Origin of the sequence: Paraburkholderia sp. GAS448, assembly GCF_050435685.1 — a bacterium.
GTDB lineage: Bacteria > Pseudomonadota > Gammaproteobacteria > Burkholderiales > Burkholderiaceae > Paraburkholderia.
The window spans coordinates 71018-85734 of record NZ_JBNDKT010000020.1 but is presented as its reverse complement, the minus strand read 5'-3'; the positions used below and the strand labels follow the sequence as shown (position 1 = coordinate 85734).

12 protein-coding genes are annotated in these 14717 nt (G+C 60.3%); 10 read left to right on the top strand and 2 right to left on the bottom strand.

The genetic code is table 11. The annotated features are described in order from the left end of the window. The first annotated feature begins 157 nt into the window (after positions 1-157). The 10 genes from P3T23_RS29765 (at position 158) to P3T23_RS29720 (ending at position 13022) form a co-directional block, all read left to right on the top strand. Positions 158-1318 (top strand): acyl-CoA dehydrogenase family protein, encoded by a 1161-nt coding sequence (locus P3T23_RS29765; RefSeq protein ID WP_429319672.1) that lies wholly within the window; start codon positions 158-160, stop codon positions 1316-1318. A 154-nt stretch (positions 1319-1472) separates the two neighbouring features. Then, a complete protein-coding gene (locus P3T23_RS29760; RefSeq protein WP_429319671.1) occupies positions 1473-2723 on the top strand; it encodes an acetyl-CoA hydrolase/transferase C-terminal domain-containing protein in 1251 nt (416 codons plus the stop codon). Between the two features lie 24 nt (positions 2724-2747). After that, complete coding sequence (locus P3T23_RS29755) at positions 2748-3944, top strand: acetyl-CoA C-acetyltransferase (protein WP_429319670.1); 1197 nt, start codon at positions 2748-2750, stop codon at positions 3942-3944. Between the two features lie 262 nt (positions 3945-4206). Further along, entirely contained in the window at positions 4207-4401 is a 195-nt protein-coding gene (locus tag P3T23_RS29750; RefSeq protein ID WP_429319669.1) for a hypothetical protein, read from the top strand. Between the two features lie 29 nt (positions 4402-4430). Further along, positions 4431-5732, top strand: coding sequence for a fumarylacetoacetase (gene fahA, locus P3T23_RS29745; RefSeq protein WP_429319668.1), 1302 nt, complete (start codon positions 4431-4433; stop codon positions 5730-5732). A gap of 170 nt (positions 5733-5902) precedes the next feature. Further along, a complete protein-coding gene (locus P3T23_RS29740) occupies positions 5903-6703 on the top strand; it encodes an enoyl-CoA hydratase-related protein (protein WP_429319667.1) in 801 nt (266 codons plus the stop codon). A gap of 30 nt (positions 6704-6733) precedes the next feature. Continuing rightward, complete coding sequence (locus P3T23_RS29735; RefSeq protein WP_429319666.1) at positions 6734-8056, top strand: TetR/AcrR family transcriptional regulator; 1323 nt, start codon at positions 6734-6736, stop codon at positions 8054-8056. Between the two features lie 387 nt (positions 8057-8443). Beyond that, positions 8444-9592: a serine hydrolase domain-containing protein gene (locus tag P3T23_RS29730; protein ID WP_429319665.1), complete on the top strand. Its 1149-nt coding sequence runs from the start codon at positions 8444-8446 to the stop codon at positions 9590-9592. Between the two features lie 97 nt (positions 9593-9689). Continuing rightward, positions 9690-10583 carry a VOC family protein gene (locus P3T23_RS29725; RefSeq protein WP_429319664.1) on the top strand — a complete coding sequence of 298 codons (894 nt, stop codon included), beginning with the start codon at positions 9690-9692 and terminating at the stop codon, positions 10581-10583. Between the two features lie 1218 nt (positions 10584-11801). After that, a complete protein-coding gene (locus P3T23_RS29720) occupies positions 11802-13022 on the top strand; it encodes a TetR/AcrR family transcriptional regulator (protein WP_429319663.1) in 1221 nt (406 codons plus the stop codon). Between the two features lie 20 nt (positions 13023-13042). Here P3T23_RS29720 and P3T23_RS29715 read toward each other — a convergent pair whose 3' ends face one another. Together P3T23_RS29715 and P3T23_RS29710 are read right to left on the bottom strand one after the other, a co-directional pair. Then, entirely contained in the window at positions 13043-13480 is a 438-nt protein-coding gene (locus P3T23_RS29715; protein ID WP_429319662.1) for a nuclear transport factor 2 family protein, read from the bottom strand. Between the two features lie 82 nt (positions 13481-13562). Continuing rightward, positions 13563-13943, bottom strand: a complete 381-nt coding sequence (locus P3T23_RS29710) for a hypothetical protein (RefSeq protein WP_429319661.1) — start codon at positions 13941-13943, stop codon at positions 13563-13565. Between the last annotated feature and the right edge of the window lie 774 nt (positions 13944-14717).

The following is a 14717-nucleotide window of genomic DNA, read 5'->3' as shown; positions in this document are numbered from 1 at the left end:
TCCGAAGGGTCCTGCCGCGCGGCTATGAGGACGGCATTCGGCAACTGCCGGTTCTCCATGTCGATCCCCAGGCCGAAAGCGGGGTTGACAGCACGTCAAGTCGTAGGGACGACGTGGCGATCTAACTTGAAACGCTAAGAGAGTAAGGAATCGACCCGTGGATTTTCAGCTTAACGACGAACAGAAAGAGCTGCAGGAATCGGCGCGCAAGTTCGCGCGCGCGGAACTGATGGATTTGTCGCGGGAGATGGAGGAAAAGGGGATGCCCCTCCCCGAATCGATGCGCAAACGCTATGCCGAGATGGGATTTCTCGGCGTCAACCTGCCGGAAATCTACGGCGGACTTGGGCTCGGTCATCTGGAAGCGTTGCTGATTCTGGAGCAGTTCGCGATGATCTCCCCGGCCGTCGCGTGGCCGATCTTTGAGAGTGCGACCGGCCCCGTGCGCACGATCGAGCATTTCGCATCCGACAGCCTCAAGGTTCGTATTATCCCTCAGGTCGTTAATGGCGAAGCGATCGTCGCGGTCTCCATGTCGGAGCCATCGGCAGGCACGGCGCTTACCGACCTCAAAACCGCGGCACGTATTGAGGGCGACGAGATCGTCATCACCGGTCAGAAACGCTGGTGCTCGGGCGGCGGTCACTCGGATCTCTATATTGTCTACTCCCGTTTCGACAACGAGCCGGGCGCGAAGGGTATCGGAGCGATTCTGGTCGAGAAGGAACGCAAGGGGATCAGCTTTGGCCGTCCGGAACGGCTCATGGGCTTCCGTGGCATTCCCTCCGCCGACATCTACCTCGACGAGGTGCGCGTGCCGCAAGACAACGTCATCGTCCCCAAGGGCGGCTTCAGCAAATTGATGAACGCGTTCAGCCTGGAACGCTGCGGCAACGCCACCATGGGCCTCGGCATCGCCGCCGCTGCGCTCGAAGAGGCCACGGCCTACGCGCAGGAGCGCCAACAATTTGGCAAGCCCATCGTGGACTTTCAGGCGATCCAGATGAAGCTTGCCGAAATGGCGATGAAGGTTGAGGCGGCGCGCCTGCTCATCTATCGCGCGGCGGTCAATGCAGCCCGGGGCTTGCCTTCGATTCTCGATTCCTCGCTCGCCAAATGCTTCTCCAACGAGATGGTTGTCGAGGTCGCGTCGAAAGGTCTGCAGATTATGGGCGGCTATGGTTATTCCCAGGAATACCGCATGGAGCAGCGCGTGCGCGACAGCTATGCCTGGGGTATCGCTGGCGGCACCATCGACGTCCAGAAGACCAATATTGCCTCCGCCCTTGTCGGGCGCCGCTTCAACCAGAGAGGCTGACGGTTGCCGCAATGAACCAACGCCGCTACCGCATGAGTGCGTCATCCGCAATGTCGGGGTGTAGTACTGGCCCAGCCGCAATGTCCAACGACGCGGTCAGCGCCATCATGTTGTCGCTGGCTAGTCGAATTGGCAGGTGTACGGAACATAAGCTATGACATGCCATCTTGACGTCCTCTTGTCGGCGTTCCAGCCTGGCCGGACCATCTATATTCCCGGTGCAACCGGAGAATCTCGAGCGCTGGCAGCTGCGCTGCGGGACCAGACGGAGGTAAGCGCGGGCGTGCGCTTCGTTAGTGGCCTGGTTCCTGGCATGAACGAGACGTTGGACTATGGTGGACTCGCCCCTGACTGCACTGTCACAACCTTCATGCTGCCAGCCTGTATGCGTGACAGCTTCGCCCAGGGGCGGGTAACGCTTCTGCCGCGGACGTATTGGGGCGCAGCGCGTTATCTTCAGGCGATCGCCTGCGACGTAGCTATCGCACACGTAGCGCCGCCCAATGCTGACGGCTTGTGCTCGCTTGGCGTCGCAAGCGATTTCACGCCGCTGGTGTGGCCGAACGCGATGCTCAAGGTGCTGCTCATCAATCCGGCAATGCCCATTCTGTCGCGCGCTCGCATGCTCCCTGTCGCTGATGCCGATCTGGTGGTGACGCTAGAGGGGCCGTTGGTCGAGGCGCCGGTCGCGAGGGAAACAGAAACGGCCGCCGCCATTGCACGAACAGTTGCAGCTTTGATTCCTGACGGCGCTCACATTCAGACGGGGATCGGTAGCGCGCCAGACAGGGTCTGGACGTTTCTGCGCGATCATCGCCGACTCGTTCTGCGGTCGGGTATGGCGAATGGCGGCTTGCGCGAGCTGGCCGAGGCCGGCGCGCTGGCTGATGGCGGAGCCCATCTTGCCGGCATCGCTTACGGCTCAGTGGATTTCTATAACTGGCTGCGGGACACCGATCTTGTGGAATTCGCCACGACCCTCGAAACCCACGGCTTGCCTGCCCTGATCGACACACCACGATTGCATAGCATTAACTCGGCTTTGGAAGTGGACCTGTTCGGCCAGGTGAACGTCGAGTGGCAAGGGAGCGCCTTGTCTGGCGGTGTTGGCGGGGGGCCGGACTTCATGCGTGCAGCGACCTTCTCGCCTGGAGGACGATCAATCATCGCGCTCCCGGCAACGGCGGAGCGGGGAATGGTGTCGCGCATCGTTGCGCGCCTCGCCCGACCCAGCGTCAGCGTGGCACGCTCGGACATCGATACGGTCGTCACCGAACATGGCGTGGCCGAGTTGCGCGATAAGGGGATCGATGAGCGCGCGCAGGCGCTGATCGCAGTTGCGTCGCCCCGGTTTCGCGCGGAATTGGAAGAGGAGTGGCGTGCGCTTCGCGCGACCTTCGGTTGATATCACTGAGCAGGAGACTTTCCTTTGAGACGTGCAGCCATCGTATCTCCCCTAAGAACAGCCGTAGGCGCATTCGGGGGTGCCTTGACTCCGCTGAAGATGGAGGATCTAGGCACGATTGTGCTCAAGGCGCTGGTAGAGCGGACAGGCATCGACCCCGGACGCATCGACGACGTCATATTCGGCCACGCCTATGGCAGCGGCGAGGCGCCGGCGCTCGGGCGCTGGTGCGCGCTCAACGCCGGCTTACCGATCAGCGTCGCCGGTATGGAAACGGAACGGCGCTGCGGCAGCGGCCTCATGGCCATAACGACAGCTGCGATGATGGTGCAAACCGGCGCGGCCGATGTCGTGATCGCGGGCGGCGCTGAATCGATGAGCAATTGCGAGTTCTATTCGACCACGCAGCGTTGGGGTTCTCGCGCCGGCAGCGTCACGCTGTACGACCGGCTGGAACGTGGCCGCGTCCGGTCGCAACCCGAATGGCGCTTTGGGGTGGTCCGCAGCATGATGGAGACCGCTGACAATCTCGCGAAGGAGTTTGGGATCAGCCGCGAAGCGGCGGACGAATATGCGATGCGCAGCCACCGTCGGGCCGCGGAGGCTTGGACAGAGGAGAGGTTCTCCAACGAGCTGGTTCCAGTGCCAGTGCCGCAGCGCAAGGGCGAACCCGTTATCTTCGATCGGGACGAAGGCATTCGCGCCGACACGAGTATGGAAGGGCTGGCCAGGTTGCGTGTGGTCCATGAGGGGGGTGTCTGCACGGCAGGCAATTCCAGCCAGCAGAACGACGCCGCATCCGCTTGCATCGTCGTCGCAGAGGATCTGCTCGGCGAATTGAAACTCGACCCCATGGCGTGGTTTGTTAGCTGGGCGGTGGCGGGTTGTGAACCGTCTCGCATGGGTATCGGCCCCGTGCCGGCGACGGAAAGGCTATTTCGCAAAACGGGCCTGTCGCTTGACGACATGGATCTCGTTGAGCTGAACGAAGCCTTCGCCGCTCAGGTGCTAGCGGTGTTGAAAGCGTGGGTCTGGCACGACCCCGACAGACTTAACGTCAACGGCTCGGGAATCTCGCTCGGCCATCCGATCGGCGCGACCGGTGGACGCATCCTGGCAACGATGCTGAACGAGCTGCAGCGGCGCAAGGGCCGCTATGCACTTGAGACGATGTGCATCGGCGGTGGGCAGGGCATCGCGGCGATCTTTGAGCGCACCTGAGCGATGTTGTTGAAGGGTGCACCCGTTGTTCCATGGGAGCATGCGAGATTGACGAATGAAGTGACAAATAGGTATATATCATCGGACCAAGGCGTACCGCTTCCGCTGATCGAGCGCTGCCAATTCGCGCGAGGGCTCGGATTGAGAGGCGCTCATTCGACGAGCGGATCGTCGGAGTGGTGTTGTCACATCTAATGAGGGTGCATCCGCAGCAAATGGTGAACACGCCTTTCGCAACGGATCGCTCCAGGGTGCCTATTTGATGCTGGCCGCACGCGCGCTGGGTCTTGATGTAGGGCCGATGTCGGGATTCGACGCAGTTGGCGTAACACAAACGTTCTTCGTCGGAACAAGAATCGAAGCGAATTTTCTCTGCAATCTCGGCTACGGCACGGATCACTTGCTGTTTCCTCGCCAGCCGCGGTTAGAGTTCGCCGAAACAGCAAAGATCATCTGAATGTGGTTGCTCTACAGGGGTCCATGAACATGACATCAACAGATCGGACGCACAACCCGGACGCGGAGACGTGGGTCGACAGCGCCCGGGCTCACCGGGAATTCCCAATCCAGAACCTGCCACTAGGCGTCTACAGCATCGCGGGAGAGGAGCCGAGGATCGGATGTGCGATAGGCGATGAGATCGTGGACCTGCGCGGTCTGGCGCAGGACGGGCGACTGCCGCCGGACGTCGCTCCTTTGCTGGCCGCCGCTGAACTCAACCCTCTGTTCGCGGCGCCGGCCGCGCAGCGCCGTGCCTTGCGTCACGCGCTGTTCGACCTGCTCACCGATCCTGAGCGACAGCCGGAGGTGCAAATGCACCTTTACCCGGCCGGCGGATGCCGAATGCACGTACCTGCGCGTGTCGGCAATTTCACCGACTTCTTCGCCGGCATCCATCACGCTACAAACGGCGGCAGGCTGGTCAACCCCAACTCTCCCTTGCCGGCGAACTATAAGTTCCTGCCGATCGCCTATCACAGCCGCTCGTCCTCGATCCGCGTCTCAGGCCATCCTGTACGGCGTCCCCGCGGCCAGCGGAAGCCTCCCGATTCAACTGCGCCCGTCTTCGGCCCAAGCCAGCGATTGGACTACGAGCTGGAGCTGGGCGTCTGGATTGCCGGCGAGAATGATCTAGGCAGCGCCGTTTCGGTCGACGACGCTTTTGGCCGGGTTGCGGGATTCTGCCTGGTCAACGACTGGTCGGCGCGCGATCTCCAGGCCTGGGAATTTCAGCCGCTCGGGCCGTTCCTGTCGAAGAGTTTCCACACCACTATTTCGCCCTGGGTCGTCACGGCCGAGGCGATGATCCCATTTTTGATGCCGCACGATGCGCGCGCCGCCGACGATCCCGAACTCTTGCCTTATCTTGTCACGACGACCGGTGGAAGCGGCGACGCGCTTTCGATCCAACTGGAGGTCTATTTGACCACGGAGCGGATGCGGCAGCAGGGGCGCCCACCCTACAAACTCAGTGCTGGCCCGGCGAGCGACATGTATTGGACGGTCGCGCAAATGATCGCTCATCATACGGTGAATGGATGCAATCTGATGCCCGGCGACCTTCTGGGCAGCGGAACGATCTCATCAGCGCATCCGGGGGGCGCCGGCTGTCTTCTGGAGATCAGCCTGAACGGAAAGCAGCCTGTTGAACTTCCTTCGGGGGAGTTGCGGTCTTATCTTGAAGACAGCGACGAAATCCGTTTGACAGCCACTGCCTATGCAGAAGGTTTCCGCTCTATTGGCTTAGGCGATTGTGTAGCGATTGTAGCGGGGTGTGTGAGCGCATGATGCGGCGGGGCGCCGTGCCAGCTACGCGCCATGTGACGCGCTTTGCCTCACTCTCGTTGCTTGCGCCGCAGCCTGGTTCCCATGTGTGCGGAGGGCGATATGACACCGGCAATCATCATCGAGCGCATAGGACCTGGCGGACCTTTGCGTGACTCTAAAAGGAAGAGCAAATGTCTGAAAGTCTCGTGAATTATCAATGTGTGGACGATGTGGCGATCCTTCGTCTAAACGACCCGGGAGCGCTCAACGCCTTCTCCGATGCGATGTGCGAGCTGTTAATCGAACGGTTGCTGCGGGCCGCACGCGAAGCGCGGGTAATCGTACTGACGGGCAATGGCCGCGGCTTCTCTTCCGGTGTCAATCTCAACGTCAGCCCCGCCGACAAGCCCGCGAGCGAGCGCGACGCCGGCGAGCGACTGGAGCGACTATTCAATCCGCTGATGACGGTCATCCGCAATCTCGCAGTTCCGTTCGTGACCGCCGTCAACGGTCCTGCGGCGGGCGTAGGCTGCTCAGTCGCCTTGTCCGGCGACCTCGTTGTCGCCGCGCAGAGCGCGTACTTTCTTCAGGCGTTTTCCCGCATTGGCCTCGTACCCGATGGGGGCTCGGCTTATTTGCTGGCGAAGTCTGCGGGGCGCGTCCGCGCAATGGAGGCGATGCTGCTTGCGGAGAAAATCAGTGCGTCCCAGGCGCTTGAGTGGGGAATCATCAATCGTGTGGCGTCCGATGGGAAAGCGCTCGACATGGCGATGGACTTCGCCCTGCGTCTGGCCGCGGGGCCGACCCACGCATTGGGCCTGGTGCGTCGCGTCGCATGGTCGGCGCTAGAGGAAGGGTTTGCCGACCAGCTCGCGCTCGAGCGGCGTGTGCAGCGTGAGGCTGGGCGCAGTCCTGACTTTGTGGAAGGGGTCGCTGCATTCCGGGAAAAGCGCGCACCCCGGTTCAGGGGCGTGATCCCCTTGGACAAATAGCCTCGCAACGTAATCGCCGCGGGAATCAAAATGGCCGTGAGCCAGCGCCTCTGCACGAACGGTTCGTCGCCGAAGGGCGGGGCTTCAAGACTGTCTGGAGAAGACGAGTCACCGCGGAGGACATGGAGGCGCTCACTGAGCGATGAGGCGCGGGAGGCGCGGCATGGGGCGGTTCTCGACGAGGCGACCATAGAGTTCATGCGGGCCGGCGTTTCCAGCGCTGAACTGACGTTGATCGCGCGGCGCGTCGGCCTGACGCGAGCGGCCCTATACTACTATTGCTCGGATCGGTACGACCTCGTCCATCAATGCTATCTGCGGACATGTGCGCTCATTCACTCGGACCTCCAGCGTGCCGGAGTTGCGCATGGCCCGGGACTCGCGAAGGTCGCGACCTTTGTCGAGCTAATGAGCAGCCCTGGCCATCGTCCAATGGCTGTCTTCAGTGAGCTCGGACTGCTCTCGGCCGAACAGCACCAATCGATCATCGTCGCGCAACAGCGAAATGTGGCAGAACTGCAAACGCTGCTCACCGCCGGCGTCAAGGACGGTTCGATACGTAAGTGCAACGTCGATATCGTGGCCGAAGCCATTTTCGGCGTCTTGACCTGGGCTCCGCTTTCTCGATTGTGGTTGAACGTGTCGGATGATACCTTGACCGAACGCATGGCCAGGGCGGTGCCTCAAATGATCATTGAGGGCATCGCGGCCAATAATGAGGAGCGCCCGGCGGTCCGAAAGCGACTCGCCGACGTCGTAATGCCGACGCCCGCGACCGCGCGTGAGCAGAGGCTTGCAGAGCTCGCGCGGGCCGGATCGCGCCTCTTCAACCAACGAGGCATCGACGGGGTTTCGCTCGATGAGGTTGCGGCTGCGGTCGGTCTGACGAAGGGAGTGATCTATCACGCCTTCAAGAGCAAGCCCGAGTTTGTCGCTTACTGTTACCACCGCACTTTTGATATCCAGGAACGAATTCTCGATGCAGTAGACGACTGCGCCGACGGAATCGAATACACGCGGGCGATCGTCGAACTTCATGTGCAGCTTCAACTCTCTGATATCCAGCCTTTGTGGTTTACGACCGGTGTCGAAAATTTTCCTCCTCGTCTCAGGAAGCAACTCGTGTCAAGGATGAACATGATCCTGGACCGGACGCTGAAGCTCAGTGAGCGCGGCATCAAGGACGGCAGCCTGCGGAGATTTGACATCGCCCCGGTGCGGGTAGCTTCTGTTGGCGCTTTCGCCTACGTTTCGCGGTGGGGGGGCCCTGCACGACGCCCTCCCAGCACAATATTGGCTCGCGAAATCAGCAGTTTGCTGCTGTACGGATTGCGCAGGCCAGAAGCGGGGTAGCTGACTCTATCCAGTCGCTTCAGCCCCGTCTCCTGGTGTGGCGCGTGCCCCATGGGCTCTATCAGGGATTTTAGATAGGCGTCGTCGCCCGCGTCTGAAGGAAGACGTCCGGTCACGGGTGCTTGAGCCCCTGCGGCGAGCCGGGCGACAACGAGAACGTTGAGGCCACGCCCTGCAAGGCGCCGAGCAATATCGATTGTTTTCAGTGAAGGACCATGCGCGTCGGAGGGTCTATCGCGTCCTGTCGTCGCAAACATTCGGATCCCTCAGCATGTCCACAAAAAAATGATACATACGAACTTGTCAATAAATATGGCGATGTCGTATAATCGAGGCCAGTGACGAGATGGATCACATGCACGCGCTACCTATCAAACAGAGGTGACAGTGACGACTTCGCATGAAATGCTGGCAGGTGACGTTGTACTTCACGGTTATTGCGCGCCGAAATATGAGCGCCTGCGCGAGGCCTTCGCTCGGAATTTTCGCGAGCTCGGCGAGGTGGGCGCCAGCTACACGGTAATAGCCGATGGCGTGGTGGCGGCCAATCTCTGGGGCGGCTGGAAAGACGCTGCGCGGCAGGAGGCCTGGGGCGCCGATACGGTGGCTTGCGTCTGGTCCGTCTCCAAGGCAGTTGCAGGCGTTTGCTTCGCGATTCTGGTCGACCGGGGCCTCATTGCCTATGAGGACAAGGTGAGCACCTATTGGCCGGAGTTCGCAGCCGGAGGCAAAGGCGACGTCACCGTCGCCATGCTGCTCGCGCACCAAAGCGGCATCACCGGCTTTGACACGCCTGCCACACTCATGGATCTTTTCTCCGGTGAGCCCGCCGCCTGTCGGCTCGCGGCTCAGAAGCCGTTTTGGAATCCCGGTGAGCGAGCAGGCTATAGCAACGTTGTCGGCATCCTTGCCGACGCTCTGTTCAGGCGGGTCGAGGGCCGCTCGATCAAAAAGTTTGTGACCGATGAGCTCAAGGCCAACCTGGGGCTGGATATTTCCGTCGGCCTTCCGCCTGCCGACCGGTCTCGCGTGGCAGAGCTTGTCGAATCCAGGAAACTGGATGCGACGAAGACCGTGCTGGTCGCTAGCGAGGCGCAGCGAGCGCTGGTCAATCCTGTTGTAGACGTGCCGCTGCAGGCGACACCCGAATTTCAGGCGTCGGAGTTCTTCGCCGCCAATTGTTTCGCCAACGCACGAAGTCTGGCGAGTATGTGCGCCCTACTGCTGGATACGGGTCTTGACGGCACCCGACTTGTGAAGCCAGAGGTCATTGCTAAAGCTACGGAGTTACGGTTTGACGGGATCGACGAAGTGCGCCAGATGCGGCGGAGTTGGTCCGCCGGGTTCCTGACCAATGACGTCGGCGATTTTGGGCCGAACACGGCCGCGTTCGGCCATGGTGGCTGGGGAGGGGCCTTTTGCTACGCTGACCCGGTTGCCGGCGTCGCCGTCGGTTACGTCATGAATCACATGAGCGACCAGATGGAACGCAACCCGCGTCGCATCAATCTCGTCAAAGCGGTTTACGACATCTGATGCGGTGCTGCGCGGAGAAGTGGAACTGCTAATCTTTATCTGCCGCGTGCCATAACCCTTGGGTAAGTGCACGATGGCGCACGTGAGGAGGAAGCTGATGGCCAGAAAGGATTATGGTGTCACCGAGCTTGGTTATCTTGGCATCGGTGTGAGCGATCTTGCAGCTTGGCGGCATTATGCGACGAACGTTCTGGGAGTTGACTGGATCGACGAGCCGGGTGGGGCGCGGCTGCGGATCGACTATTGGCACTATCGCATCCGCGTGCATGAAGACCCTTCCGACGACATTCTTTATGCGGGCTTTCGCGTGGCCGGCCCCGAGGAGTTACAGGCGTCGATCAATCGTCTCGAAGAGTTGGGAATCGCTTTCGAACGTGCGACGGCGTCCGAAGCCGAGCAGCGCTGCGTGCTCGATTATGTGCGACTAAAGGACCCCGCCGGTCTTCCTGTAGAGATTTTTCATGGACCACTCGTCGATGCGCACCAGCCCTATCGACCCGGCCGCGGGATGCATGGCAAATTCAGGACCGGCGCTCTCGGCCTCGGCCACATGATCGTGCGGGACGTTGACGTAGAGGCCTCTTACCGCTTTTACCGCGACGTAATGGATTTGCGCGGCAATGTGGAGATGCGCTTCGGGGTGGGGGAAAGACGTTTTGAATTGACATTCATGGCCGCCGAGGGGGGGCGAGACCATATGGTGGCGTTTGGTGCAGGCAATACGCCCAAGCGGATTCATCACCTTATGATCGAAGTCGAACAGCAGAACGACGTTGGTCTTGCCTATGACATTGTCCGGAAAGAGAAAATACCTATCCTGAACGATATCGGGCGCCATATCGATGACAACATGTTCTCGTTCTACATGAGTACCCCATCAGGATGGTTCTGCGAGTATGGTGCGGAGGGCTCTTCGCCAACCTGGCAATCTGAGTATCACACTGTCGGCGACTATTGGGGCCACATGTTTGCGACCGACTTTGTGGACTGAGCAAGGAGCGTCGCACGTGACGTCCCCATGGGCGCCGACTTACCCGCCGGGAGGCTGCTATTGATCAGCTTGTGACCATCGCATTTGCCGAGGCCATGGCAGGCACGTCTCTCAACCGACTGGCGAAGATGAACGCGCTCAGTGCTACGGTGTGCGACGCCATCGTCCCTGCGGGTGGGACTATATCGGTTTGTCGGCATTCCAAACGTGACCCGGTCAATGTCGATTGTATGCATCACGCCGCAGTTGCAGCGTGAAATCTCCACATCGAAGACTGATGAGCCGCCAGCATCTGCGTGTCGGCGACTTCGATATCGTCGAGATAAACGAGGCGCTCCGCCTATCCAAGCCTGGTTTTTATCTGGTTACAGCGTTCCGAACTGAACCTGCGCTTGCCGGATCGGCCTGCGCGGTAGAGTTCTCGAAGCCTTCGACGACATGAGTGACCGGCTTCAGCCGGCCCTGGAGAATAAGCCGGCAGAGATCATCCTCGGCTTTGCGTCTTTCATGATAGAAAGGATCAACGATCCATGCCTCGGACTTGATCTTCCGCTGTGACAGAACCTCCTCGTTCTCCCACGTGATGCCTGCCACCCGGCGAAGCAGGTTTGGCGCGCCATCTGAATAGAGGGCAGCAGCGGCGCTGAATGAAGCATGCGGCCGTGCGTGTCCATCAGATGCACCGCAGCCGTGGTCACGCGACCGCCAACGCCCTCCGAAAACACGTCGATGCCTTCCGGGAACGCTCGCTGCAGCCGAGTTGGTTGGGTTGGTTTTGCAGTTCTTCGTGGCGCCGCTAACCGTAAACTGGCGCGCTGCGGAGTGGATGTTGACCAGGATGCGATGCGGACCAGCCCTTGTCCCCGCGCAGGCTCAGGCAGCAGCGCCCCGCGCAGTTCGAAGTGATCGTGTTCGAGCGAACTGTTCGGTAGTGGATTTGAGAATACCCACTCGCGAAAGGTTTTGGTCAATGCGGCCCGTTTCGGGGACGAATCGTTGCGGTATGATATCTCTCCGGTGCCAGCATATGGCCCGGAGCAGCCAGTGTGAAAGCTGCAATGGTACACTAGAAACCGAGTCGTCAATTTCAATGTCACATATGTATGCATTTTGGACCCAATTCGCAGTTGTCAATAGCGACCCCGATGTAGTACGTTCATCGCAAATTTCCCGTTCCGGATGTCATATGCCTGGCGATTCCGTTGCCGATGAGAGGTCATGATGCGCTCACTGATGGCTGAAGCGCGTGCGGCGCGTCACATTGCGGTTATCGACGAAGCGACATTGGAATTCACCCGTGATGGCGTGGCTGGCGCGAGCCTGAGTTCGATCGCCAAGCGGGTGGGCCTGACGCGCGCGGCGCTGTACAACTACTGCACGGATCGCCAGGACCTGGTTTTCCAGTGCTATCGGCGCGCCTGCTCACTCACCCAGAATGACCTGTTGCGGGCTTACCAGACGCCGGCGAGTGGAGCCGAGCGACTCGGCATGTTCCTCAAGGTCTCAGTCGATCTCGATCACTACCCAGTGGCTGTCTTGAGCGAGATCGCGGTACTCAATGACAAACAGCAAGCGACCGTTCGCAAGGACCGGGCGAAGAACGTCGAACTCCTGAAGACCTTGCTGCGTGAAGGCCAACAGGACGGCTCGATCAGGGACTGCGATCTGGACGTTGTCTGTCAGGCGATTTTCGGCGTATTGTCATGGGGGCCGCTGGCGCGGATCTGGTTGAAGAAGGACGAAAAGGAGTTCGCCGGCAGAATGGCTGCGGCGATCCCGGACATGGTCATGAACGGTGTGGTGCCGCTAGGCAACCGGTTTCCGACCGCCCATCGTCGGATTGCGGAAATCCTGGACGATACGCCGCGGACGGAGCGGGAGCAGCGTCTGGAGGAGTTCGCTCGGACGGGGTCCAGGCTGTTCAACCGTCGCGGCATTGCGGGCGTGTCCTTTGACGAAATCGCATTGGAAATGGGCGTGACGAAGGGGGCGCTTTACCATCATTTCGAGAGCAAGCCGGAGTTTGTCGCATTTTGTTACGCGCGCGCATTCGACATTTACGAGCGCGTCATGGATGCGGCCGAGGCCTGCGAGACAGGCCTTGAAGCGACAATGACGGCGATCGAGCTCGACGTCGAGGCGCAGCTCACGGATATCTATCCGCTATGGCTTACGACGGGCCTTGGAACCGTCCCGGCGAAGATGCGGCTGAAGCTTGCGAAGCGAAACGAGCGTCTGGCCGCACGATCGTTTGAGCTTGCACGCCGAGGGATCGCAGACGGCAGCCTGCGTCCCTTCGATCTCGAACCGGTAAAGCTGGCCGCGCCGGGTAGCTTTACCTATCTTTCGACGTGGCTGCCTCCTGCAGATGAACGACGTGCTGCGCAAATCGCTCAGGAAGTCAGCCGCTTCCTGCTCCTGGGTCTTCGGCGGCGCTGATCGAGGAATTCAGCAATGCCTTACCAACTCGGCTTCTCACGCTTCCAGTAGAGGCGTGCCTTGTCGGCGCTGGCATAGTCTGGGTCGAGGTAGACGAACATCCGTTCGATCAAGCCCTGTTCGTCGAAATCGAAAATGCTGCAGAATCTGCCGCCGGGGGTATCGCCGCCTTTCCACGCGACACCCTCGCTGCTGGTCCCACGGGTTGCGCCCTCGACAACGACATGCCGGTCCGTTTCGATGAAGCTGAACGAGTCGTGGCAATGGCCGACCTTGTTGCCGCTGGCGACCATTCCTGCGGCAAGTTCCCCGAATTCCACTGGACCGCGTCCGACGCCAAACTTCGGGAAGTAGAAATCGAAGTCGGGCGTGAACAGTCGATCCGGAAAGCGGCCTTCGTCGATCTCCTGAAAATAGGACTTCACGATGTCAATTCTGCTCTTCGACGATTGGGTCATACGATCCTCCTGGGGATATGGCGGCGCGGGTCATCGCGGATGCTGGCAGTCGTCTGCCTTGATAACGGCACCGGTTACGAAGTCACTTGGTGGGGATGCCCGATAGAGATGGGTCCCGCCAATAGCAGCGGGCGGCCCATGGGATTGCGCGGGATCGGTCGGCGAACTCGCCAGTGCGCTTGATCATCGCATCCATCATCTCCAAATAGAAAGCGCCCGGCGCGATCGCGTTGACGTTGATGTTATGCCCCGACCATTTCACGGTCGTGTCTTGCGTCCAGGGCCGCGTGCGCGCGGGATCAGCCCAACCGATCCATAGATCGGTAACCGTTTCCCCGCCCACGATCAGGGCGATTCTGGCTCCGCTTTCGCGATCACCCGCCAAATTCCTTACGAAAGTATCGCGAAGGAGCGCGAACGCCGGCGAACAATGTCCGTGGATGGCAATCGATCCTGTTGTCATCTAGCGCTCCGAATAGCGTGTCAAGCATTCTTTGGCTCGGCAATTCCCACCGCTCTACGCGCTCTGTTCGGGCATTGCGGCAGCCGGTGCATGCGCGTTTCCCATGGTGTTCCTGGAGGACACCGCAGCACTGCGCTTTGCGTATTGAGACTCGTAACATACCACAATGTCAAGAGAATAATCTTTAAGGTATGTACTATGATTGGGCATCGTGCGCTGGACGCCAGAGGACGCATGTGAGGGAGATAACGATGGACCTGATAGTCCGGATGAGCAGTGGTTTCAGGACCGGGTGTGACCGTTCCTGCGCGATAAACTGCCGGCGCGATTAGCGAGGAAGGTACGTGACGGACTGCGAATGTCGCGAGAGTACAGGGCGTCGTGGCATCGCATCCTCCCGCAGCAGCGGCTGGCAGGACACCGACCGGCCGAAGGATTTCGGCGGAACTGGTTGGTCTGTTGTGCAGCGCTTTATCTTCTGAAATAACTCGGCCCCTTGCCTTTGTGCAGCGCATCGTTCTCTACGGATTCGAGTTGCCCGGACCCGTGTTCACCAGGTTCGGGACCGCAGCATAACGAAGTCATTGGCTGCCGCGCGTGCTCGACGGTCGAGACTGGTGGGCGCAGGGCTTCTCCAAGCCCGCCGCCGATTCGGAACTCCCTGCACTTGGGAGGCGCGCAATGCGCGGTGGCGAAAGGGTTCATCCGTCAATGGCCAAAATACCTGGACCATCCTGGGTCGGCACGCCAACATGATCTTCTGCCATATTCGGA

Coding starts and splice junctions, on each gene's coding strand:
- P3T23_RS29760 (WP_429319671.1), top strand. CDS start 1,473: ATGACATGCCATCTTGACGTCCTCTTGTCGGCGTTCCAGCCTGGCCGG.
- P3T23_RS29750 (WP_429319669.1), top strand. CDS start 4,207: ATGCTGGCCGCACGCGCGCTGGGTCTTGATGTAGGGCCGATGTCGGGA.
- fahA (WP_429319668.1), top strand. CDS start 4,431: ATGACATCAACAGATCGGACGCACAACCCGGACGCGGAGACGTGGGTC.
- P3T23_RS29740 (WP_429319667.1), top strand. CDS start 5,903: ATGTCTGAAAGTCTCGTGAATTATCAATGTGTGGACGATGTGGCGATC.
- P3T23_RS29735 (WP_429319666.1), top strand. CDS start 6,734: ATGGCCGTGAGCCAGCGCCTCTGCACGAACGGTTCGTCGCCGAAGGGC.
- P3T23_RS29725 (WP_429319664.1), top strand. CDS start 9,690: ATGGCCAGAAAGGATTATGGTGTCACCGAGCTTGGTTATCTTGGCATC.
- P3T23_RS29720 (WP_429319663.1), top strand. CDS start 11,802: ATGATGCGCTCACTGATGGCTGAAGCGCGTGCGGCGCGTCACATTGCG.
- P3T23_RS29715 (WP_429319662.1), bottom strand. CDS start 13,480: ATGACCCAATCGTCGAAGAGCAGAATTGACATCGTGAAGTCCTATTTT.
- P3T23_RS29710 (WP_429319661.1), bottom strand. CDS start 13,943: ATGACAACAGGATCGATTGCCATCCACGGACATTGTTCGCCGGCGTTC.